The organism is Stieleria mannarensis (assembly GCF_014154935.1).
GTDB lineage: Bacteria > Planctomycetota > Planctomycetia > Pirellulales > Pirellulaceae > Stieleria > Stieleria mannarensis.
In genome coordinates this window covers 1-24,990 of record NZ_JACEHH010000024.1, presented here as the reverse complement: position 1 = coordinate 24,990, position 24,990 = coordinate 1, and the positions used below count along the sequence as shown (strand labels likewise).

The window sequence follows — 24,990 nt, the reverse complement described above, 5'->3', positions numbered from 1 at the left end:
TATTGCCGCTTCAGCTCGTTTCCCCGGTAGCGGAACTCGCCAAGAGTTTCGTTCCCCATCCGCAAATCGCCGAAAGTCTTCGCGACTTCCGCTACTGCGAGCCTTCTTGCCCCGCACCCCAACCTTGAACCGCTACACCATCCCCGCTTGCCTGATCGCGCTGTCGCTGGCCGTCTACCTGCAGACGACCGGCTTCCAATTCGTCGCGCTTGACGACGCCGAATACGTCAGCCGCAACCCGAATGTCCAAAACGGGATCAACGCGGCCGATGCGACCTGGGCATTGACCACGACGCGGATGGGCAACTGGCACCCGCTGGTCTGGTGGTCGTTCCAGCTGGACTCACAACTGTACGGCAACGGCCCGCTTGGATTCCACCTGACCAATGTGATCCTGCACACGCTGTCGGTGGTGGTCTTGTTTGTCGCGTTGAAAGTCATGGGGCTGCGAGACACGTTGGCAGCGACCGTCGCGGTGCTGTTCTGCGTCCACCCGCTGAACGTCGAATCGGTGGCCTGGGTCGCCGAACGCAAGGGCACCCTGAGCACCCTGTTTTGGATGCTCGGGATGCTGGCCTATGCTCATTACGCACGGCGGCCAACTCCGCACCGGATGGGCACGGTGTTTCTGTGCATGGCGGCGGGGCTGATGTCCAAACCTTCGCTGCTGACGTTCCCTTTCGCAATGATGCTGCTGGACATCTGGCCGCTGTGCCGTATCCGATTCGGCGAATCTGGCGAATCTGGCGAAAACCTGTCCCCCGATCGGCTCGACGCGTTGTTGTTGAACAGAAACGTCGAATCCAACCGTGAACCGATTTCGTTGCTGCGAAGTGCACTGGAGAAGGCACCGCTGTTGTTGTTGAGCCTGGTATTCTCTTTCGTCGCCTTGTCCGCCCAGCAAAGCACCGGCGCGGTCGCGTCATTGGACGCGGTGCCACTCGGGGAGCGACTGCTGCAGATTCCCTGTGCGTACCTGATCTACCTTTGGCACCTGCTGATGCCGATCGGCCTGACGGTCGGCGTGTTACCGCCCCGCGACGGGATGCCGGTCGGGTTCGCAATCTTTTCCGCCGCAATCCTGACCGGGATTTCGATCTACTGCTGGCGGAATCGGCGTCGCATTCCGATTCTTTTCGTCGGCTGGTTCTGGTTCCTCGGAACGATGTTTCCCACCTCGGGAATCGTCCCCATCGGAATCCAATGGATGGCCGACCGCTACACCTACGTCCCGAACGTCGGGCTGTTTCTGTTGATCGGCGCCGTGATCATGCTCGCGATCGACAAACGCTCCATCTCAAGCAGAACTTTGATCGCGTTTGCGGCCCTTTCCATTGCCACGTTCAGCACCCTGTCACTTCTCCAGGCACGCCATTGGCAAGATTCCAACCGGCTGTTCACCCGAATGTTGCAGATCGATCCAGACAACCATTTGGCGCACTCGAATCTGTCAGCGATCTATCTGTCCGAGGGCAGCTATCCGAAAGCGTTTTCCCATGCCCAGGCGGCGATCGACGCGGGTCTGAAATCCGCAACGACCCGCAACAATTTGGCACTCTGCAAGGCGAAGCTCGGTCGGCGTCAGGAAGCGATGGAAGAATTCGCGAAAGTGATCGAGATCGACCCGCAATTCGCCCAGGCGTACCTCAATCTCGGCAATTTGCTTCGCACGACAAACGTGTCGCAGGCCGAAGCATGCTATCGAAAGGCGATCACGGTGGATCCTGAATACGCGGAAGCCCATAACAACTTGGGCGGGCTGCTTGCTTCGCGGAATCCTGCGGAGGCCCAGAGGCACCTGAAGATTTCCTTGAAGCTATGGCCCGAGAATCCCGACGCCAACGCGAATCTCGGCAATGCGTATGCCAGGCTAGGTGACTATGAAAACGCCATCCGGTTTTACCGACGGACTCTTCAGTTACAACCCAACCATCCGGTAGCGGTTCAAAATCTGGCGGTGGTTACGAAACTCGATCGAGACGACGCCACTGAATAAGCGACCGTTTCAATCGTCGTCGTCATCTCGCCGTGCCACACGTCCCCCTTTGGCCGCGATCGATGTCAAGCTGCTGCTGAGGTCGACTCCGATCTCCTGAGACAATTGGACACACAGCGCGAGGGGGCTACGTCCATCGGTCTGGTCGGCTTCTTGAAGTCGGTTTTTGACGTGGATCCGATCGAGCGACTCGGGCAAACGCTCCATCGCTTGGGTGTACCAGAGCACCGCGCGGTCTTGTGCCCCCTGGCGATAGGCTCCCGAACCGCGTTGGCTGAGTTCCCACCACGCGTCACCGATGGCAACCTGATCGATCGCCCGGGCGGCTCCGCGGAGGTCCAGCTTGGCAACCTCTGCCAAATCACCCTGTCCTTCGGCCACCATCTCCAAACCGGTCTTCCAGTCCCCCTTGATAAAGCACAAGAACGTCCCGAAGGAAGCTCCGGCGGCCGTATTGCTGGGATCGATGCGATACTGTTGCAAATCATCCATCGATTTTTCGTACTCGCGTTGGGCGGCGCCCAGTTGGGTCCTGAGCCGTGTCAACAAACGGGAAACAACGCTGTCACGCGCCCCACCGGCGAAACGGTTGGCGATTCGTGCAACCGAGCTCGCCAACATGTACTCATTCTCGTGAATCCCCGCGTAGATCACCGGGATGGCGCGGCGCAAAATCGCGTCGCCGTTGACGAAGCTCGCATCGCGGCTGGCCGTGGCCGCTCCGAATTCCTGAATCCACTTGAGGTTTTCGCGGAACGAATCGACCTCGAATCGTGCGACCCGCTGATCGATGGCGTCGATCAACGTGTCTCCTTCGGCAGCCTCGATCGCCAGACGCAACGCTGCACGCTGCAAGACGAATGCCCCGGCGGGATCAGCCTCCAGTCCCGCTGCGGTCTCGATCAATTCGGCGGCGAGCTTTCCCTTGTCGTCCGGTTTCGTCGCCTCGGTCAGCTGGTCACGATAGATACGCCGAAGCTTTTCCTGAGCCTTACTGATTTGGACCGCCGAAGGAACGGGCTCCCGGGCGATGTCCACGTCTTCGATCAGCGTCGGCATCTCCATTTCAACCGCAGCCGGCACAGGTTCATTTTCATTCGTCTGTGCCTGCATGTCTTGCTCGGGCAAGGAATCAGACAATTCCGGATCGACATCGACCTCTTCCACGGTGATCGCCCGGTGGATATCCCTGGCCAACAGGGCATCGCTCTTGTCGTAGGTCATCGCCTGGAATAACTGTTGGTCGGACAGATTCTTTTCCAATAGGACCGGAAACCCGTTCGCCCACAACGCGAACGTGCCGTCGACCCGCAACTTGCCCAAATAAGGCGACATCTGCATCATCGACTTGGGCTGGAAATCTTTGGGTTCTGTCCAATGGACCGCGTGCGCGTCGTTGATCTCCAGCAGCATGATGGTGTTTTCGGGACCATCTTCGACCATGGATTGGCTGGTACTGCGGTTGTCTCCGAAAATAAACGGCGCGCTGGTCGGCAAAACAAAATTGGTTTTATCGTCGAAGCGTTCCGGCGAAACGTATTCATCGGGGATGAACTGCAACAGATCTTTGTTGGGCGGCATATTCCAGGCGCGGTCAAAATCAAAACGCTTGTAAAGCTCTTCGTAACCGAGATACGGAAGCAACTCGACCCGCCATGACAACGTCGGGACCCCGCCCGCATTCTGGTGATAGCTGCGTGGGTAGTGACGCGTTTCGTCCAGATAGGCGAGCAGCGCCGCGTTGATCTTTTGCAAGTTGTCGAAGGCACGCCTTCGACGCTGGGCCACCGTTAATTCTGTTTCCGGTTTTCGCTGGGAAATCGGTTGGATACCGACGATTTCTTCCAAGCTTTTGCTTTCCGGCGGTTCACCGGCGTCCACTGGGGGTACCTTGTCAGTTTTCGCCGCTGGCGAGACAGAAACACTGGTTTCGACGACCCTCGGACTTGGCTTTGCCGCGACCTGTCGGGGCGCCGGGGTGGATGGGGCGTCGGGCCTCGCCGTCGGCGTTTTCGCCTCGTCCTGCGTTGCGCCTCCGCGATCCCGTTGGGCGTGTTTCATGAACAGGTCTTGTTGGCTTTCGCCACATCCTGGCATACAGCACGCGGTCGCGATCAAGAGGCGTGTGACGATCGAATGGAAACGGTCGGCGGGTTTGGGTTTCATCTTCATTGGGATTTGCGGTCGCATAGAATTCTCTTGATCCAGCCATGGGTGAAGACTCCGCCGCCGCTGCACCAAGACTGTTTGATGTCGATTTCCTCGTGATCGACGAGGGTGTCGGTCGTGATCTTTCGGAGCCTACCATGCATCTCTTCGATGCGTTGTTCCACCATTTCGAACTGAATTTCTGGACGTGAAAGTGCCGCCGGATTGCGTTTCAGTTTTTCAGCCTCTGCATGTGTCGCTTTCGTCGCTCGACTGATCAGGCGGGTGAATTCGTTTCCGCCGCATTCGAACGACCAAAACCAGTTCGAAGCGCCGCTGATCACGAGCACGGTGGTCATTTCGGCGCCACAATCAAACAAGGCGACCGACGGCAGTTTCAGTTCCAAGTCGCCGCCATCGTTCTGATCCAGGTCAATCAGATTGGCAAACTCGAACGCTGCAAAATTCAATAGCGCGATCGGCGTCGCTTGCAGACCGCTGACGATCAATCCGGCACGGCCGAGGTTCTCCAGGTATCGATCAACGAACTGTTTTTTTGCCGCTGAGACAAACGCGGGACGCCCGATGGCGGTCAACTCATCTTCCGGAAGCGGGCCGATCCAGCTGACACAGGCGACCTCGTCCAGCGGCAGCGGGATCCGAGACTCGACTTCCTTTTCGAACAACGTCTTGACCTGTTTGTCCGCGACCGGAGGTAATTTAACAAACCGCGAAACCAACTCACGTGCCGGAAAACTGACCCAGACGGGCGTCCCTTCGACCTCATGCTCTTGCAAAAATGCTTCCAGCGTTGTGCGAACCTGTTCGTCCAGCTTGGAATCGTCGATGTTCCGTGTCAGCGGGCTCTCGTAAGACAATTTGTGACATTCCGCCAGCTTGGGAAGCCCCTCACCATCGGCTTCCAGGCAAACGGCTTTGATCCCCGACGCGCCGAGATCCAGCCCCCAACATCGCTCCACCTTTTTTCGGCCCAAACGCTTCAGCAAACCTTTCTTGGGAGTGAAGTCCTCGTTGACACGCCCCCGACCAAGCCCCTGGAGTGCCAGACCGAGTGCGACATTGAATTGGCCCGGAGACGCTCGAAAGGTAGCATCAGCGCCAACATCGATGCTTGTGGGAGATGCCAACACCCCCACCGGCCCACCGGCCCAACTTTGGGTTGATCCATCCAGACACGCAAACACATCGCGGGAACTGGCCTTGGGACCTTTGATCCGACGGCTGATTCGATCAAGCACCTTGCGTGCGCGGGGATCACCCTCGGATTCTGCGAGCCATTGCTGTGCAATTCGCCCCAGCGTCGGTGTCGCAAACGGCTCGCCTTTGATCTGGTCGGAAAGCCAGGTGATCCGCCCAACCGACTCACTAAGAGCGGAATATTCCTGACCGCGTGAATTGGCAGGGACGCACTCCAACAGGTTCGCCGCGGACGTGTATTTGTGTGCTTGGCAAAGTGTTTCTGCTTTTGCGATCAGTTTCTTCCCCACTTTCTGCGCCAAGCTGGCGACCGACGCATCATCCGGCTGGAGGTCCAGCAATCGGTCCAGAACCACTCCGGCGGTTGCCCAGTCACGCTTTTGGAAAGCCTCTTGTAGAGAACCTTCTGCTTCCTTCAATTGCTCCAGCAGGACCGTCGATCGTTCCAGCTGACTTTTTGCCTCCGGCGTCAACAGATTCGGCGACAGGGATCCGAGCAGTTCGACCACGCGCGCCGAGTCGCCGACCTCATAGGCCGCTTGCGCCGCTGCGATGCGATCCGAAGCGGACCCGCACTCCTGCTCTGCAATGCGATCGATCTTTTGTTGGGCCGTCATTGCGTTAGCGATCACGTCCTTGAATCGATAATCTTTCTCCCGAGTGACGATCGCCAGCAGCCCCTTGGACCTTTCGAAGTCGCGTTCCTTTGCAGCCTGGATCGCGTCAGCGATTTTCCCTTCCAGCCTGCCTTTTCGCTCCGAGATTGCGGCTACAAGGTCGCATCCGCATTGACCGCAAAACGACTGCTGGAGCGTCACGGGCTTGGTGCATTGGAAGCAAGGTTCATACAAGGCATGACCGCAGCCGGCACAAAACTGGCCGCCCACCGGATTCGTTTCCTTGCAAGCACCACAGGTGATCTTCCCAGTTTGCGCCGGCATTGCGGCGGACGAAGTGATTTCACCGGTCGATGGAGAACTGGACATGTCGCGTTATCAAAAAAAACAATACTGAAACTCACAGCCATTCGGCCGACCCACGTCAGCGATCGAAACGATTCACTTGCCGTCGAATCGCCCCACGACCCCATAGATCGGCAACCAGTTGGAATATGACTTCATCTCGGGGTCACCGATCTGAACGTAGCCGTGCTGTTGTGCCAAATTAAAACGTCGGTAGGGACAGTCCTTGGGGATCGACACTCGAAGCCGATAGCTGCCCTCGGTCTCCAGCGGTTCAAGCTCCGCCTGCAACTCCTTCGGCTCGATATCCAGGACCGCGATTTTTCGCGATCGGTCTGCCCGTGACCGCACGACCACATACAGGTCATGTTGCGTGCTGCTATCAACCGTCCCAAAATCAATTCCGGTACGCCGATCCACGATCGGCCCATAGAACCCGATCGGCGGACGAACCCGACCGACGAAATCGATCGGGTATTGCTTGACGACTCCGTCCAGCTGGACCGACAGCTCGAACACGCCGGCGTATTGGCCATAATCTTTGGATTCAATCTCGATGGATAGACGTTTGGCGACGGTGGCGGATTTGCCTTCGAGTTCGGCGCTCGCCGGATCCTCGGATTGGGCGCCCCATTCCACATCAAACGAGTCACACGCGACGCCGAGAACCTTTAGGTCCTGGCCCAACTGGCTGTAGATCACGCATTCGGCGGTTGAAGCGCGACCGAGGTCATGGCTATCGAACGCGATTTTTGATGGGAGCACCAATTCGCTGCGCTGTCGGCTTTCAACCGAAAGTGTCACGGTGCGATGAAGCGGGTCATTGGTGGTCAGCGTCACCGTTTCACGAGCGGGCCTCGTGATCGGCTCCATTGCCGCGGTCATCGTCACGGTGCACCCAGCCGATTCGCCCGGCGCCAGAGTCTCAACATTCAATTCAGCCGTCACGCGATCGGAGCTGGTCGCTCGCACGCCCAGACGCAGCACGTCATCGCCAACGTTTTCGATCTGAAAGACGTGCCGCAGGTCTTCCCCCGGGCGAACCCAACCGAAGTCGCACCGCGATGGTTGGGCGCTCACGATCGGCCGAGCCCTGTTGGCGTACATGTCGCTCAATTCGGCCTGATGATCCAACTCGGCAAGGCGGCGGTCATAATCATCCCGACGGCTATCGGGCACGCCCCACGGTTTGTAACTGACCGCTTGGCTGAGAGCAAAGGTGACCGACGCGAACCCGATGACGCTTGCGCCGAAAAGAAGTAGCCGTTTGGTGAACTGGTTCATTCGCACGTGGTTGGATGGCGATGTGGTTTAACAGAGGAGACCCCCATCGCATCAAATGCCATGGGGGTCCCCATTTCGGTCCGGTTTTGCCGGAGCAAAACCTACGAACTCAAACTGGGATCAGCTTTCTTCGAACTGGCCCTTGAAGGAGCTTTCGTCGATGAACAGGCCGTTGAACATTTCGGCCGGTTGCAGTTCGACATCCGCGCTGGAGTAGCCGACACCCGAGAAATCGGTTTGGGTTTCATCGATCGGGAAACCGGGGTTCAGGTAACCGTCGCCGTTGTCATCGTAGAACAGCTGAACCGACCCATCACCCATCAGGATGTTGCATCCGCCGCTGTGAATGGCGAACCAGTCACGGGTATCTTGCAGGTAGTAACCCGACGGCGACGCGTTGTCAGCACCGATGGGCAGTTCGCAGTTGATGGTCGACGGAGCACCGCGTTCGCAGTTGATTTGCTCGACCATCGAAACTCCGGCGTTGAGCAAGATCAAACGGTTGTTGTCGGTCGCCAGATAAGCGGGGCCATCATTGAAGGCTTCGGCCAACAGCATCCCACGGGGAAGTTCTTCTTTGGTGTTCGGAACATCTTGACGAAGAATCGCTTCGTCGACGTCTCCGGGACCGGCGTCACCGAGCAGCGGAATGCTGCTGGTCGCGATGCGGCTGCGATCAAGCACGGCAGCCAACAACGGTCCGCTGGTGTCTTGACGCTCTTTGAACTTGCCGCCCGACGAAGAGACGATCGAACCGCTGACGTATTCCATGATCGGAGAAACACGCACCAGGAAGTATCCCGCAGCGTAGTTGGTCATGTAGCCTTGGTCGACGTACGTGGCACCTACATACTCTCGGGTGGTGTTGTACGTGATCGAACCGACGGTGACCGGGGTGGTCAGATTGCCCGTCCCATCGTAGTTGGCGGTCCCATCGGCGGCGTACAGATGCTCGCCTGCTCCCGCTCGCATACGGCTCCAGTCGTTACCAGCCGAAGGTGCGATACCGGCCAGGTTTCCGGACGTGGAAACACCCAGCAGGTCGTTCAGTTTTTCAGGAGCCTTGGCGGGGTTGCTGGGGCACAACATGTCACCGGGAATCGCCGCTCCCGTGTTGACCAAGTCGGCGACCCAGCCGTAGGTGTCCATGTCACCGTCACGCTCGAAGTCCGAAGCACCGGTGCACAGACGGCCCAGGGGGTCACGATCGGAGAACGTGTACATTCCGATCCCGAACTGACGCAGGTTGCTCGAGCACTGCGTGCGGCGGGCGGCTTCGCGAGCCTTGGTCAGTGCCGGCAACGCCAACGCGGCCAGCAGGGAGATGATGGCGATCACCACCAACAGTTCGATCAGGGTGAAACCTGATTTTCGCATACGCGACATTTCGAATTCCTTGTTTGGATTTCTGTGGACAAGGTAAAAAACCCCGCCCAAAATGGGGAAACAACCGGAGCAGTCGGCTGGCGGTCTCACAGGGTGCGACGCGGAATCGTTTGCGGTGACCACGTCTGATCCTGACCTGCTGGCCGGCTTCTCTTTTTTTCTTAAAACTCCAAATACACGGCGTGAACGCCACGCCCATGTGCGGTACGGGAGCCCCGGTGACGCCACCGGAATAAAACGCTCCTTTTCAGAGCTTCCGCCCCGCAGCCGAACCGACCGGTTTGCAGCACCGAAATCGATCGCCCGTGGACAGAACGCAGTGAACCAGATCCCGGCGAAACCTTGATGGGCTGAAGATGAGAAGTCGATGAATCTCGTTCCGCGTCCTCAAACACCCAAGTCGCTTTCCGCGAACCCGGTCGCTTTGACACGCGTATTCAAACGAGCCACCGTTCTGCTGCAATCGCAAACCACTCCATTTGCTTTAACCTTCATCGTTCCTTCGCATTTACACCGCAACGGCTTCACATGACGCGGCACATTGGGGGCCGCGGAACGGAAAATGCACGAAAACGCAACGCGACGCTAACACAACCTTCACAAATAGAGAGATGGCAAACTCTGGCGTCTATCCTTAGCCCAATACCGCTAAGCGATGCCCGCTCGCGCTAACGCGAACCGGCTGATGTCACTCCTGTTTCGTCGCACGATGGCTGCTGGGAGTCGACCATCCATCGCGGAATCATTTCGCGTGAACTCTGAACCACCGCAGAATCCAGATTTTTCGCAGCCCAGTTCCGCCTCTGGCCGAACTGAGTGCGCGTCTGACGGGAGCCACACGTGCAGCGCGTTCCAAGGCGGGGGACGCGAAATCGATTGCCGGTGAATTTCGCGTTGCGTTGCGTGAAGCAATTCCAACACAACCGCGTCGCGGTTGCACGCCAGCGGCGTGTCACAACAAAGCTTGGGGTCGCGATAGCGCACCCCAAGATCAGACGCACCATGCCCGGCAACCCCAACGGGGTTGAACAACACGCGCCGCCCAAGACGCGCGAGCGTTTCGCGGTCCGTTCACATTGCGTCGTTCGTTGAACCCCGATGGGGTTCCGATTCTTATTTCTTCCCGGCCCCGGGGTGCGCTTCGCGACCCCGGGCTGTGTTGTGGCACCGCTCTGCGGTGGAAGCCGAGGGCCACGCTCTGCATCGAAATAGGCGAATGCCCTCTGTGTTGTTGAGCTACATCACTTTACTGAAAAACAAGTCGCTCAGTAATAAGTTCCACGTCCCAGAGCCTTGCAACGAGGGAGGTTGAGAAGGTCAAAAGCCTTGGCGGCTTCCGTTACAGATTCTTCAGGCGGATGTTCTTGAACTCCGCCCACATCGGTGCACCTGCGTGCAATTGCAACCCGATCATGCCCTTGGAGAACGACTTCTCCGGATGGTTGTCGGTGAAGTCCAATACCAGGCGACCGTTCAGGTAGTGGCGGATGTGGTTGCCCTTGGCGATGATCACGACGTCATTCCAATCGTCAACCTTCATCAACTCCTTGAACTCGTCTTTCGTGATCAGCGGCTCGCCTTGGACCTGCTTACCGTCTTCGTTCCAAACCGCTTTCTCGCCGACCATACAGATGCGTCCCCGCGATCCCTTTTCGTCGTAAATGAAACCCGGCACGTTGGGAAAATCTTCTTCGTTGCGGATCTCGTGCTGATAACCACGCAGCACCCACTGGTTGGACGCTCCACGACCCGAGGTCACGCGTTGCGATCGGTATTGAATCCCCGAGTTGTTCGTCGCCGTGCAGCGGAAGGACAATCGAAGCTCGAAATCGGCGACTTCATCTTTCCAAATCAGGAATGTGTTGCCCTTGGTGGAGACCTCCTTGGTCGTTTCGCCGTGGATCACGCCCTCACGAACGCTCCACAACCTCGGGTCACCGTCCCAACCCTCCAAGTTCTCTCCGTCAAACAGCACGGTCATGCCGTCCGGCTCCGGCGGCGCACTCTCCGCGGGCAACTCGGCAACACAAGCAGAAACGAACAAACAAAAGGTGCCAAACAAGAAAGAGCGAAGCATGATGGGTCTCGCGTAGGAAAGGGAGTTTTTTTCGAGCCCGGTAGTATGACCGGACCGAGCGAGACGTGCCAGCGTTTCAAGTTTTAGGTTTCAGGTTGACCCGACATTTTCTTGTCACCCATTTTCTTGTCCACGTTTCCCCCCCCTCCATTTTTCTGCCCCTAATTTTTCTGCCCCCCGGCTTCCAACCGACTCCCACCACCTACCCGCGTTCCCAGCAGGCCACCGTGTGCACTTCGGTCGCAGATCCAACCTGTTCATGTGGCGGCCGCTCGAATCGACATTTGTCGACGACCAGGGGACAGCGATCGGCGAACGAACACCCCACGTGCTCGCGATCCGGCGTCGGGACCTCGCCTTCCAAGCGAATCCGCTGCCGCGATTCAGCCTTGGACGGATCGGGAATCGGCACTGCCGACAAAAGCGCCTCGGTGTACGGGTGCGTCGGATTGGCATACACCGATTCCGCCTCGCCCAATTCGACCAGCCGTCCCAGGTACATCACACCGACGCGCGTGGCGATGTGCCGGACCACACTCAAATCATGCGCGATGAACAGATACGACAGCCCCAAACGTTGCTGCAGATCCATCAGCAGATTGATGATTTGAGCCTGGATGGAAACGTCCAAGGCACTGACCGGTTCATCGCACAGAATCAACTTCGGCTCCACAGCCAACGCCCTGGCGATCCCGATCCGCTGGCGTTGGCCGCCGCTGAATTCGTGCGGGTAACGATTCAGGAATCTTGGATTCAGCCCCACCAGATCCATCAGCCGCAACACTTCCAATTTGCGATCTTTCCCCGACGCCAGCCCATGCACGGCCAACGGTTCACCGATGATGCTGCCGACGGTCATCCGTGGATTCAGCGACGCGAACGGGTCTTGGAAGACCATTTGCACGACGCGACGGTATGGCATCATCTCTCGGTCGCCCAGCCGCGTGATATCGACACCTTCCAACCGAACCGATCCGCTGGTCGGATGCACCAGATTGATGATCGCCCGAGCGGTGGTCGATTTGCCACATCCCGATTCACCGACCAGCGCCAACGTCTCGCCCTTGGCGATGTCAAACGACAATCCATCGACGGCACGAATCACGCCCCGTTGTGGACTGAGAAACGAACCGCGGCTGAACGGGAAATGAACCCGTAGGTCCTGGACCGACAATAACGGTGTCGATGGTGTTGGATTTATTTCAGACATCGACCGCCTCCTGCTGCGCGACCAGACAAGCGGCTTTACGACGGCCATCTAAATTCACGAGTGCCGGATCCTGCGTCTTGCACGCGTCGATCGCGACGGGGCAACGCGGCCGGAATGAACAGCCGTCGGGCAAATGGCCCAGATCGGGCGGTTGACCGGGGATCGCTTCCAGTGTCTCGGCGGTTTGATCGAACCGGGGCAGCGAGCGCAACAAGCCCTGCGTGTAGGGATGCTTCGGATCGGCGAACAACGCATCGGCGTCGGCTTTTTCGACGACGCGTCCGGCATACATCACCAGCACCCGGTGACAGATCTCTGCGACGACGCCCAAGTCATGGGTGATCATGATGATGCTGGTGCCGCGACGCTGTTGCAAGTCACGCAGCAGGTCCAGGATCTGAGCCTGGATCGTCACGTCCAGCGCCGTCGTCGGTTCGTCGGCGATCAACAGGTCGGGTTCGCACGACAACGCCATCGCGATCATCACGCGTTGCCGCATCCCGCCGCTGAACTGATGCGGGTAATCACGCAACCGCTTTTCCGCGCCGCTGATCCCGACCAGATCCAACATCTCGGCCGCCTGGCGATTGGCCTCTTTGCGGCTCAGTCCCAAATGCAACCGCGTCATTTCGGTCAATTGTTGCCCGACCGTCATCAGCGGGTTGAGTGCCGTCATTGGGTCTTGAAAAATCATCGCGATCCGCCGGCCCCGGATCGATTGCATTTGCTGATCGCTCAGCGTCAGCAAGTCCTTTCCCTGATAAAGGACCGTGCCGCCGTCGATTCGGCCCGGTGGTTTGGGGACCAGGCCCATCAAGGCCAAATTGGTCACACTCTTTCCGCTGCCGCTCTCGCCGACCAGCCCTACCGTTTCGCCCGGATAGACGTCGAACGAGACGCCGCGCACGGCGCGGACCTGGGCGTCGTCGGTCTTGAAACTGACCTGCAAGTTGTCGACTTTCAATAGCGGCTGGGATTCACTCATGGCGTCAATCTCGGTTCTTCATCCTCGGGTCGAGCGCATCACGGATGCCGTCGCCAAGAAAATTCAATGCAAACAAGGTCGCCGCCAAAGCACCGCCGGGAAACACAACGACCCACCAAAACACCTTGACGATCGACAACGCTTCGACGCCGTCGTTCAGCAACAATCCCCACGAAACGTCCGGCGGCGAAACGCCCAGCCCTAAAAACGACAAGAACGCTTCGAACAACATCACGCTGGGGATGGTCAACGTCAGATAGACGATCACGACGCCCAACACGTTTGGCACCAGATGCCGAAACACGATCCGCCACGACGACGCACCGACCGTCCGAGCCGCTTCGACGAACTGTTCATGACGCAGCGACATCACTTGACCGCGAACCACCCGCGACATCGTCAACCAATAAATCGCACCGATCACAATGTAAAAGATCGTGATCTGGTCGATGCCCACCGAATCCAGTTTCTTCTTGACCGAGTCTTCGCCCAGAAACGTGACCAGAAAGATCACGACAAAGATGAACGGGATGGAGTACAGCATGTCGACCAGCCGCATCATCGCCGCGTCGACATTTCCGCCAAAGTAACCCGCGATCGCGCCATAGCTGACGCCGATGATCAAACTGACCAGCGTCGCGACGATCCCCACGATCAATGACACACGGGCGCCCCAAAAGACGCGGGCCAGCAGGTCGCGCCCCAGTTTGTCGGTGCCGAACAAGCTGGGGATCGCGTAGTCGCCGAAAATCGCCACCCGCATCTCGCACATCCACCAAGCCACCGGACCGAGGTTGTTCCACATTTGATTGAAGGGATGTTCGACCTCGATGCGGTCGGCGATCGTGACCTCGATCTGACGTTGCTGATCCGGACCGTCCGAAGCGAACTGTGCCCGCAGCGATTCGATCGATTCGTTGAACTCCGCCAGTTCGCCGGTCAACGTTCCACCGGCAAACTTCAACCCCGGGCGGCTGCCCATCACGACCGAACTGAGATTCGGCGGCAGGAAACGCCGGTTGTCCAAATCCTTGTCGATCGGACTTTGCAGCGGCAACAGCGGCGTCAGAAACGCCAGCACCGAGAGCGTCAGCAGGCACCACAATGAGATCATCGCCGTGCGGTTGCGACGCAGACGTTTCCAGGCATCTTGCCACAACGAGACGCCGTGGACCTCGCGTGCTTCGGCCAGGATGCGTTCCAGAGTTTCGCGATCCGCTTCAGACTTCACTGCAACTTGACCCTCGGATCGATGATGGCGTAGGCGAGGTCCACCAGGGTGTTCATCACAAACAGGATGACGGTGTAGGTCAAAACCATGCCCATCGCGAGCGTGTAATCACGTTGCGTCGCGGCGTTGATGAAGTGGCTGCCCATGCCGGGCAGGGCGAAGATTTTTTCCAGCACCAACGAACCGGTCAGAACGCGAGCGACCGCTGGGCCGAGATACGACACCACCGGCAATAAAGCGCCCGGCAACACGTGTCGCAGGATGACCGTTCGGTGCGGTAAACCCTTGGCGATCGCGGTCCGCACGTGATCCTTCGTCAGCATCTCTAACATCCCGGTGCGACTGAGCCGGGCGATGTAGGCCGCCACCGGCAGCCCCAGACAGAACGCCGGCAGGGCGATCTGCTTCAGCGTTCCCCAGCCGCCGGCCGGAAAGATCTGGATCATGAACACGAACAGCAAGATCGCCAGACTGGCCAACACGAAATTCGGAATCGCAATCCCCAAGACCGCGGCGAACATCAAGATGACGTCCGCTTTGGTACGGCGATAGACCGCCGAGATCACGCCGGCGGTGACGCCCAAAAGAATCGCGAACACCAGCGCAAAAATCGCCAATGTCGCCGACACCGGAAACCCCTCGGCCAAGACCTGGTTGACGCTGTAATCCTCCAGCCCCATGCACCATCCCAGGTCGAACCGGGTGACGATGCCCACCAAATAATCCCAATACTGTTGCAGCGGCGGCGCGTCCAGGTTGTAACGCGCTTTGAGTTGTCGTTCGATCGCCGGCGGCAGACTCCGCTCGCCGCTGAACGGGTTGCCCGGCACGCTGCGCATCAAGATGAACGAAACCGTGTACACGGCCCACAGCGTCAGGATCATCCATGCCGCTCGCTTGAGCAGGTAGCCAATCAGATTGCGCATGTCGAATGTCAGTCCTGGGAGTGCGCCGGCGCCGCGTCGTCAGATCGGTAACGCAAGATCGACAGCGGGTGCAGGTCCTGGGCGGACGGTGCAAACCCCACAATGTTCGTCTTGGCCATCTCGGCGGACGTGTAAAAGAAGATCGGAATGATCGGCAACTCCGTCGCCAAGATCGATTCGGCTTGCCGCAACAATTCCATCCGCCGCTGCGGGTTCAATTCGCTGCTGGCCGCCTTGATCAAACGATCGTATTCCGGATTGCTCCAGTTGGTATTGCTCTGCGGATTGCCGGTCACCCACAGGTCCAAAAACGTGTTGGGGTCGGGATAATCGCCGACCCAACCGTAGCGAGCGATCTCGTACTTTTCCTGCTGGACCGTCTCGACGAAACTGCCCCATTCCATGTTCTTCAGTTCCAGTTTGATGTTCAGGTTATTTTGAAGCTGTTGCTGGATCACTTCGGCGATCGGCCGGTGTCGTTCGCTGGTGTTGTACATCAGCGACATCTTGGGAAAGCCGCGTCCGCCCGGGAAACCCGCTTCGGCCAGCAATGCCCGGGCCTGTTCGACGCTTCCCTTCAGTCCCTCGGGGCCTTTGTATCCGGCGATGCCCGGTGGCACGACTGTGAACGCCGGTTGCTCACCCGCCTTGGTCACCTGTTCAACGATTTGACGTCGATCGATCGCCATGCTGATCGCCTGGCGCACGCGGATGTCATCCAACGGAGGGACGTCGTTGTTCAGTTTGTAGAAATAGATCGACAATTTGGGAGCGCTGTGGAAGTCGTCGCGATCCTTCAACTCTTCCAGGACGGAGGCGGGCAGATCCCAGACCCATTGCAGTTGTCCCGTCTCGTACATGTTCATCGCCGTGTTCTGGCTTTCCAGCGACACGAAGTCGATCGTTTCAAAGGAGACTTCATCGGCACGCCAGTAATCCATGAACTTTTCCGCCCGGATGCGGTCACGCAAGCGGCGGAATTTCAATTTGTACGGACCATTGGTCACGATGTTCTCCGCCTTGGTCCACAGCGGGGTGCCGTGTGTTTCGACGCAGTTTTGGTTGACCGGAAACAGCGGGTACCAGGCGACCAGATTCAGAAAGTAGGGCACGGAGTTGTTCAGGTGGACGACGAAGGTTCGGTCGTCGATCGCTTGGGCACCGCCGAAGTGTTTGAAATCGACCAGCACGCCGTGCATCCGCTGCACTGTTTCGTCGCTCGCAGCCACCTCTGCTGACATCGCAAACCGCTCGAGCGTCGCCTGCCCATCGCCCTCCGCATTCGGATCGGCAACCTCGATCTCATAGATCCAACGTTCCTCCCAATCCAGCTGCGCCTGTTCGCGTTGATCGTCCGTCGAGTTCTCGGCCGGCTCCGGGGCGTCGGGCTTGATGATCCCCCGCAGCGTTCCGTACTTCATCGTCCCGCGGGGAAAGTGCTGGACGTTGGCTTCGCTGGTCGGTGTCTCGCCGGGGCGGTCCCACAGTTCGACTTCCACTTTGTCGCCGATGTTGACGACCGAACCGTTGTACTCGGTCGCCAAACGGACTTCGTTGATCAAGTAAGCGTACTCGCACGCCGTCGCCGGATGCAGCATCCGCAGCCAGGACCAGGCAAAATCATGAGCGGTGATCGGTGTCCCATCGGTCCAACGGATGCCTTCACGCAGATGAAACGTGAAGGTCTTGCCGTCCTCGGAGATCTCATACCGCTCCGCCATCGCCGGCTGGGGCGTCAAGGGCTGCAGGCCCGTTTCCGGATCAGGCTCCCCCTCGGGCAGCATCCTCAACAAGCCCTCGAACAGCTCGAAAATGACGCGGCCTTCCGGTTGCCCGGTGGCCCGGTGTGGATCCAGCGTGCTCGGGTCGGTGCCGTTTTGAAACGCAAAGTCGGCCGGGGGGATATGGTCCATTCGCGCGGCCCAGATCACTGCGGCGACAGCGAGCAGGCCCGCAACGATCACGAATCCACGGCGAACTTCCGGGGGCACGAGCGTGTCTCTTCTGGGTTAAGGACAAACGAACGAAGCTGGCCGAGGCAGTTTAGCGGGTTTGGCGGGTTGAGTGCGAGAGCGAGTGGAGAGCAATCGGCGCAATGGCTCCGATGAACGACCACGCCAATCCGTAGCGGAAGCCGCCAAGGCTTTCGACCAACCATCCCGTAGCGGAAGCCGCCAAGGCTTTCGGCCAACCATCCCGTAGCGGAAGCCGCCAAGGCTTTCGGCCAACCATCCCGTAGCGGAAGCCGCCAAGGCTTTCGGCCAACCATCCCGTAGCGGAAGCCGCCAAGGCTTTCGACCGACCATCCCGTAGCGGAAGCCGCCAAGGCTTTCGGCCAACCAGCCCGTAGCGGAAGCCGCCAAGGCTTTCGGCCAACCAGCCCGTAGCGGAAGCCGCCAAGGCTTTCGACCAACCATCCCGTAGCGGAAGCCGCCAAGGCTTTCGACCAACCAGCCCGTAGCGGAAGCCGCCAAGGCTTTCGGCCAGCGCTCCGGTGAGATCAGCCGCCTCGCGTCCCCCTACGGGCATTCCATCATTCTGCCCCGTATCATTCTGCCATCCCTCTCCTGTCCCCTTCGACGCGACAAATAGAGAGGCAGGAAAATTTTGGAGGTAGGAAGATTGGCTGCATCGAATCGATGGTGCATTTCACCGTTTTCTTACCTCCGAAATCTTCTCACCCGATTTCCGCAAGCGGCTAGGAGCTACACGACAACATCGAACACCCCGCGCGATGCCGCGCCCACTCGGGACGCTTCTCGGCATAGGCTTCGCGTCCGGGCTGTTCGTCGTAGGGGTTTCGAAGCACCTCCAACAACTCTGTGATCCCCCCTTGGTCACCCTGCTCGCTGCGATCGATCGCCAATTGAGCCAAGTAGTTGCGCAGTACGTAGAGCGGATTGACGCGGTTCATCCGCCGGCGACGTTTTTCATCCGACACGCCGGCATCCGCGAGCCGACTTTGGTAGCCCGCAAACCAGTCGGCCGTCGCCGTGCGGACTTCGTCGTCAATCTGCTCAGGCCGGTAGTAGGCGTCAGCCAGCCGCTCGCACACCGCATCGGGATCGCTCTCACTCGGCACATCAGCCAACCGTCGATAGAACAGCGTCATGTCGGTCTCGGCCAACTGCAACACATCCAACAGCGCTGCAAACAACCGCTGGTCCGCTTCACCGCGAAACTTGTCCAGCCCGAGCTTGGCGGCCATCATCGAATTCCAACCGTCGTCAAAGGTTTCGACGTACAGATGCAATCCCTTTTGCAGCACGTCGACGTCTTGATTGACCAGCGGCAACAACGACCCGGCAAACTGCGCCAGATTCCACTGAGCCACCTGCGGTTGGTGGCCATAGCGGTAACGTCGCCCTTGGGCATCGGTTGTGTTCGGTGTCCAGCCCGGATCGTAGTCTTCCAACCAACCATAGGGGCCGTAGTCGATCGTCAGCCCCAGGATCGACAGGTTGTCGGTGTTCATCACGCCGTGCACGAAACCGACTCGCATCCAGTGCACCATCAACTCCGCCGTCCGCTGACAGACCTCGGCGAAGAACTCCGCATAAACCTCCGGCGAAGGCTCGCCCAAGTGGGGAAAGTCCTGGCGGATCGTAAAATCGGCCAGACGCCGCAGCGTGTCGACATCGTCGCGGCTGGCGAAGATTTGAAAATTCCCCAGGCGGACGAACGACGGCGCGACGCGACACACGATCGCGCCGGGTTCCTGCTTCGGGTTGCCGTCGTAAAACATGTCGCGGGTCACCGCGTCACCGGTCAGGACCAGACTGAGCGCCCGAGTCGTCGGCACGCCCAGGTGGTGCATCGCTTCGCTGCACAGAAACTCGCGAACGCTGCTGCGCAACACCGCCAGCCCGTCGGCGAAACGCGAGTAGGGCGTCGGACCGGCCCCTTTCAGCTGCAACGTCTGATGACGCCCATGCACATCGATGACTTCGCCCAGGTTGATCGCGCGGCCATCGCCAAGCTGGCCGGCCCAGTTTCCGAATTGATGCCCGCCATAGCACATCGCAAACGGGTCCATCCCCGGATGAACCGCGTTGCCCCCCATCACGTCGGCGAACTGCTGGGACTGTAGTAACTCCTCCGTCACCCCCAACTGCTCGGCGACTTCACGCGAGTGGGCGATCAGCTGCGGCGCCGCGACCGGTTTGGGCAGCACACGAGAGTAACACGCCCCGCGCACTTGGCGGATCTGATTGGTTTGATCCGGATCAGCCGGCAGCTGCCGCGTGAAGCGGTTGTCAAAGGTCAGTGATTCCCAGGCATCGATCCATTGTTGTTGTGACATGCCTGTAGTTTAGGGACGAGGGGAGATTGTGGCAGGTGGTGGGTGGAGAAGGACAGAAAAATGGCCGTAGCGGAAGTCGCCAAGACTTTCGGCCACGCGTGACATCAGACAAGAAAATGCCAACACTCGCTGGCCAACGTAGCTACCTTCGCCAGAAGGTGGTCCCCAGCAAACCCACGCTCCCGTCGCATCGCGACAAACACCAGCCGGCAATCCGTGGTTACGCTCTGCCATCGGTGGGTTTTCTTTGCCACCTAGCGTTCGCCGCCCCCTTCACGCGACGCCCGACCCCATCGGCGTCAAGTTGAGAGGCGACACCCTCCCTGCCAGGGTGGCCTGATGAAAAGTACGTGGCGTCGAAAACTGGTGAACCGGCAACGATTGAAAACTGCAAAATGAACAATGCAAATTGCGAAATGATTTGAGCGACGATTCCCGGCAAATTTGAATTTTGCAATGATCAGTTTGCAATTTGCAATCAAGGGATCCAGCAGAATCGTTGAAAGTCCCCGAACCTACGCAACGTTCCAAGTTGCATTGATTTTCGCCAGCCCTCTTCCAGGGAGGGTTTTGTCTCCACGCGCCGCGTCAAAACCCAAGGATCTTCTCAAGCCCCGAATTAAGCTGCTCCATCCCCGAACCGAGTTGTTTTTGAATCAGGCCGTCGAGCCGGTTTTGAATCACTTCGGCGCCGGCTTTGCTGCCCAGTTCGGTCATCACGGCGCGGACCGCGGTGTCGTCCAGTTTGGGGCGATCGAGTGTTCCGGTGATGGGGAACGTCAGCGTCTGTCCGGCCAAGCCTTTTAGATCGCTGCCCAGCCAACGGGCGTCCAGGGGGACTTGGGCGACCAGATTGATGCTGCTGTCGGTGGCGACACGTCCGCTGGTCATCAAATTCGCGCGATCGATTTTGAAATACATTCGCTGGTGGGTGGCGACTCCGTTTTCAAAACTGAACTCGACACTTTGGGGCGGCATCTCGATCAACGTCTTCGCACTCGCCGGTTCGGCTTGCCCACCGGTCAGTCGTGCCAGTGACTTGATCTGCTCCACGCCTTGGATCAACTGATTCGCCAACGGCCCCGAGGCCAACCGCATCGTTTGGATGTCCATCCGCCCGCGAATAACACTTGCGTAGGGATCGTCGACATTCAAAACCGCTTCGTCAAACTCGGCGGCGATCGCCCCGTCGATGCTGGTCGCGTTGGCCGCCAACGGGGCCAGGTACTTCAACCATCCCGCGGCGGTCGACGGTGTGATCTGCAGCGATTTGATTTTGGCCCCCGGTCCCAGTCGAACGGTCATCGGGCTGGCCGTGTAATCGACGTGAGCGGCCAATTCGACTTGGCCCGCTTCGGTGGTCGCGGCGGGATTAGTCGCACCGGAGTTGGTCGTGCCGAGCGAGAGGATCGGGAACGTGGTGCGGTTGATCTGGAGCGCTTGATCGGTCATCTGGAACGGCAGCTTTGTTGCCCCGATGCGGATGTCAGCCACTTCGCATTGGTCCCAACCGAGTTCTCCCTTGATCCGCAGCGACGCGTCTTGGGCAGCCGACGTCGACCACAGCAATTCGATCGGCGCTTCGTGAATGCCACTGGCCTGAATCGGCGTTCCCAGCAAATTGGCCAGCCGTGCGGCCACGACGTCCATCTTCCAACGCGAGGGACCGGACAGCCGCACCGAAGACGCCTCTCCTTTCGTCGTCACTTCGCCGGTCAACGTGCCGGCAAAGCCGTCGCTGGCGATCTGCAGTTCCGGCAACGCGACGATTCCCGTTTCGGCGTTGTATTGCATCCGACCGTCAACTTTCAGCCGCGGTTCCTGCCACAACAGATCTCCCGTCGGGGTCGGTTGCGTGTTTCCGAAACCCTGGCCGAACGTCGGTCGCGGGTTCGGGCCGTAAGCCCCCGCGGGCGTTCCCGGCGGGTAGTTGCGCTGGTCCGACGGCGAATAAATGGAAACGTTGGTCGCCGAGGCCGATGCGTCGATGTTCCACTGGACCGGATCGCCGCTCAGATTCAGTTTTCCGCTGGACAGTCCGCTGATCGTGTACGCGTTGTCCTGGACCGGCCGGTAACTGATCGGGCGGACGACGTTGGTCGATGCCGCGCGTGCGATCGTCGATCCGACGCTTTCTTGCAACCGTTTCAAGTCTGCGTTCCAAGCGATGTCCAAGTTCGTTTTCTCGCGGCTCGCTTCTCCGCGCACCGCCAACGACAACGCTTCGCCGCGAACGGTCAGTTCTTGTGAGGCAAAATTGCCGCTCGGCCAGTCGAGCACGCCGTTGAAATTGACCGTCACACTCTGCTGCACGTACCAGTGGCTGTCGTAATTGACGCGTGGCTGGCTGACGACGAATTCGGCTTTGGAAAGCGAGCCGCCCGAACGGCTGACCTTGGCGATCGCCGATCCCGTCAATCGGCCCTCGGCGCTGCGAAGAGGATCGGGCAGCCAGGGCCGCAACGATTCGCTGAGATTCTCCAGCCGTCCATCGGTTTCCAGTCGAACCGGGTAGATCGAATCGGCGTCGGGCCGCGAAACCGGCGACAGCAATGCGGCACGCAAGGAAACACCGCCGCTGCGGATCCCGACGTCGGCGCTGGTCAACTGCTCCAACGTTCGGCCGTTCCATTGCCCTTTGGCCGCCACGTCGCCTTGCACGATCGTGCGTTTGAAACGGTGGCCGCTGGGCAGGGTGACCAACAAGTTGTTCGCTTCGCCGTTGCCGATCAGATCCCACTGGTCGGATCGTCCATCGGGAGTGCGATTGACGGTCCATCGCACCTGGGCGTCGGCGGTCCCGCCGAGTGAAAGGTCCGACAGATCGATGACCGGGCGAAGCATCGTGTACAGCCGACCGAAATCGATTCGCAATTCCGCCGTTCCGTCTTGCAGTGTTCCCGATCCCGACGCGTTGGCGAACGAACTCTTGACGTCGAATCGCTCCGCACGAAGCGCCCCCTTGTCGTCAGTGACCGTGGCCGACAATTCGATCGGTTCGATCACCACGATCCGCCCGTCGGCGCGGGCGCGCAACGAATTGCTCGACAGTGACAGGTTGCTGCGCCGCGTCGCTACATGGCCGGGTCCGGATGACGCGGCACTATTGTCGATGATGCCGCTTGCCCGGCCGGACACCAACGTGACGTTGCTGCGCAGCGGGATCAGCCCCGGCAGCGCTTGATCCAGTGACGCCAAATCGACGTCGACGCGCGCTTTACCGTTCAGGGCTTGCAGCCAGCTGAGTGGATTGTCGTCCGAGCCGACCAGGGAGATCGTGGTCGGAAAGGAACCGTCGAGTGTCGCCGATGCGAAGTCGGTGGTCAGCTCCAAGCCTTGGCCGAGCAACCAACCGCCCGAGAGTGCGACGTCGCCGTCGAGTGTCGCCAGTTCATTGTTCCATTGTTTTTGCGCGGTACCCGCTTGCCCGGACGCATCGCCCGTCGACGCGAAGAGTGTTTTCAGGTTGCGGATCCGCACGTCGCCCAAACTGGCTTTGACGGCCCCGTCGGGGGCACCGACCAGTTTCAATCGACCGGTTGTGTCGCCGGAGAATTGTTGTGGCAAACCGTCGACCGCACCGGAGAATCGTCGCGCGACGAGATTGGCGACCGACAGCGGAAACGACTCGGTATCGAACGAAAGACTCCACAAGTCCTCCGAGCCGTCTTGCCAGACAAACTGACTTTGGATCGCACCACCGCTGCCGCCCGGTTCATTGACCACCCCGGCGACCTCCGCGGTGATCCGGTTTCCATCAAGACTGACGTTCACATTCGATTGGTTCAGCGACCAAGCGTCGCCGGTGATCGAATCGGTCGCAGTGGCACCGAAGTCTTGGATTTGGATCGACGCACGGACCAATGCCTGCGGTTGATCGCTCGGCTCCAGCAGAGTTGCCAAGTCCGACTCGATCGACGACCGGCCATCGGCGACGCTGCAGGCCAGCGCGACGCCGCGAAGCGAAACTTCGCCGATCGATGCGGGGTCAAGATTCAGTAGTTGCATCACCGTCAACGCGGTGTCGGCGCGATCGATCTGCACGACCGTTTCACCCGATTGGCCGGTCAGCTTCAATCCTCGGATGGATAGCGGGGTGATCCAACCGACATCGATCGAATCGGCCGATGCGGTCCAGCCGTACGTCGCGGCGTTGGACGCCAGCATGGAGCGCGCGATCCCGGTGTGGCTGACCAGACTGGGCGCGGCGAGCGCGAGCAGGGCGAGAAATCCGAGTGCTAGCAAGAGCATTCGATAATAGCGTCGGGAGCGATTGGCACGTCGCCGCCGAGTGGCGTCGAGCTGCGATCGCTCGAGATCATCCAGCAAATAGTCGTCTCTCACCACGGTCACATCCTTGTGCCTGCCGCACAGAAATCCATTTCGCGAAAAAGCGCTTTGGGCGAGAGTACGAAGAAACGCGGCTCCAGCGCAAGGTCAATCCGGCGGAGTGTCGGCGGTGTCGGAGCGGACGAGGTAATGGGGGTCAAAAAATGGAGTGGTCAAAAAATCACTCCCCCTCCGCTCTCATTTTTTGACCACCTCGTTTTTTGACCCTCTTTCCCTCCAATGCATGGCCTCATCCGCCGCCGAGGCCCAAACGCGGTAATCCGCCCGTCCCGAACCACTGCCCCAATCTTGACCGCACCACCGCCATGCCCTACCATCGGGTGGCGGGAGATATTCCGCGGTCCGACCGGGGAATATCGGTTTTTACCCCAGTCGGACCACCAATAATTAGTTGTTCTGTCGTATGAGCATTCCCATTTCCCTGCGATTGAAAGTTTGGTTCTACCGGATGCTCACTGGATTCCAGCCGGTTCCACAAATCCAGTGCATCCCGGTTGACCCCGACCCAATTCTTGGCGCATGTACATTCAATGGATTGGATGCTTACGACTGCTCTCGTATTGCTCCAACTCCGCATTCGCCAAACGTAAACTTTGCATCTCATCTTTGGATTGACGGAGAATCCCCGACCGACCGCCAGAAGGCCGTTTTCGACGCATTGTTGAGCAACTACGATCAACTGTGGCCCTCTATCGCACGAACATTACTTGACCTACATCCTGCACTTACCAGTATCACAGAAGTTGAAGCTCACCTTAGTAACCGCATCGCTGTTACAATCGGTGAATACACGGAAGACTCACTCGAGTTAATTTACGAATTTGATTTGCCCGATGAGGGATCGCGTTGTTTCTTCCTGCGAATTTCTGGCAACGAAATACTTGACGCGGTCATCGCGGTATGATGAGACAGAA

The 24,990-nt window shown here is 59.0% G+C and carries 14 protein-coding genes; 2 read left to right on the top strand and 12 right to left on the bottom strand.

The features are described 5' to 3' along the window. Positions 1-106: 106 nt before the first annotated feature. Positions 107-1,996: a tetratricopeptide repeat protein gene (locus H1B37_RS17030; RefSeq protein ID WP_182867860.1), complete on the top strand. Its 1,890-nt coding sequence runs from the start codon at positions 107-109 to the stop codon at positions 1,994-1,996. A 9-nt stretch (positions 1,997-2,005) separates the two neighbouring features. Here the strand turns inward: H1B37_RS17030 and H1B37_RS17025 are convergent, their stop codons facing one another. From H1B37_RS17025 to H1B37_RS16970, 12 genes are all read right to left on the bottom strand, one after another. After that, positions 2,006-4,168 (bottom strand): DUF1559 family PulG-like putative transporter, encoded by a 2,163-nt coding sequence (locus tag H1B37_RS17025; protein ID WP_220498244.1) that lies wholly within the window; start codon positions 4,166-4,168, stop codon positions 2,006-2,008. Then, positions 4,165-6,348, bottom strand: a complete 2,184-nt coding sequence (gene pilM, locus H1B37_RS17020) for a pilus assembly protein PilM (RefSeq protein WP_182867858.1) — start codon at positions 6,346-6,348, stop codon at positions 4,165-4,167. The genes H1B37_RS17025 and pilM overlap by 4 nt, the downstream gene beginning before the upstream one ends. A 72-nt stretch (positions 6,349-6,420) precedes the next feature. Then, the gene (locus tag H1B37_RS17015; RefSeq protein ID WP_182867857.1) at positions 6,421-7,608 is read right to left on the bottom strand and encodes an Ig-like domain-containing protein; all 1,188 of its coding nucleotides are present in this window, start codon (positions 7,606-7,608) and stop codon (positions 6,421-6,423) included. 120 nt (positions 7,609-7,728) lie between these two features. Next, the gene (locus H1B37_RS17010) at positions 7,729-8,994 is read right to left on the bottom strand and encodes a DUF1559 family PulG-like putative transporter (protein ID WP_182867856.1); all 1,266 of its coding nucleotides are present in this window, start codon (positions 8,992-8,994) and stop codon (positions 7,729-7,731) included. A 1,339-nt stretch (positions 8,995-10,333) separates the two neighbouring features. Continuing rightward, positions 10,334-11,071 (bottom strand): 3-keto-disaccharide hydrolase, encoded by a 738-nt coding sequence (locus H1B37_RS17005; RefSeq protein WP_182867855.1) that lies wholly within the window; start codon positions 11,069-11,071, stop codon positions 10,334-10,336. A 202-nt stretch (positions 11,072-11,273) separates the two neighbouring features. Beyond that, positions 11,274-12,281 (bottom strand): ABC transporter ATP-binding protein, encoded by a 1,008-nt coding sequence (locus tag H1B37_RS17000; RefSeq protein ID WP_182867854.1) that lies wholly within the window; start codon positions 12,279-12,281, stop codon positions 11,274-11,276. Then, on the bottom strand, positions 12,274-13,266 hold the full coding sequence (locus tag H1B37_RS16995; protein ID WP_182867853.1) for an ABC transporter ATP-binding protein: 993 nt from the start codon (positions 13,264-13,266) through the stop codon (positions 12,274-12,276). Before H1B37_RS16995 ends, H1B37_RS17000 begins: the two co-directional genes overlap by 8 nt. A gap of 4 nt (positions 13,267-13,270) precedes the next feature. Next, positions 13,271-14,497, bottom strand: a complete 1,227-nt coding sequence (locus H1B37_RS16990; protein ID WP_182867852.1) for an ABC transporter permease — start codon at positions 14,495-14,497, stop codon at positions 13,271-13,273. Then, positions 14,494-15,423 carry an ABC transporter permease gene (locus H1B37_RS16985; protein WP_182867851.1) on the bottom strand — a complete coding sequence of 310 codons (930 nt, stop codon included), beginning with the start codon at positions 15,421-15,423 and terminating at the stop codon, positions 14,494-14,496. The genes H1B37_RS16990 and H1B37_RS16985 overlap by 4 nt, the downstream gene beginning before the upstream one ends. A gap of 8 nt (positions 15,424-15,431) precedes the next feature. Then, positions 15,432-17,336 (bottom strand): peptide ABC transporter substrate-binding protein, encoded by a 1,905-nt coding sequence (locus H1B37_RS16980; protein ID WP_220498243.1) that lies wholly within the window; start codon positions 17,334-17,336, stop codon positions 15,432-15,434. A 785-nt stretch (positions 17,337-18,121) separates the two neighbouring features. Beyond that, positions 18,122-19,726, bottom strand: coding sequence for a protein adenylyltransferase SelO (locus tag H1B37_RS16975; protein WP_182867849.1), 1,605 nt, complete (start codon positions 19,724-19,726; stop codon positions 18,122-18,124). Positions 19,727-20,314: 588 nt separating this feature from the next. Next, positions 20,315-24,070, bottom strand: a complete 3,756-nt coding sequence (locus H1B37_RS16970; protein ID WP_182867848.1) for a translocation/assembly module TamB domain-containing protein — start codon at positions 24,068-24,070, stop codon at positions 20,315-20,317. A gap of 409 nt (positions 24,071-24,479) precedes the next feature. Here H1B37_RS16970 and H1B37_RS16965 point away from each other — a divergent pair, with 409 nt between their 5' ends. Next, positions 24,480-24,980, top strand: a complete 501-nt coding sequence (locus H1B37_RS16965) for a hypothetical protein (RefSeq protein WP_182867847.1) — start codon at positions 24,480-24,482, stop codon at positions 24,978-24,980. Positions 24,981-24,990 lie beyond the last annotated feature (10 nt).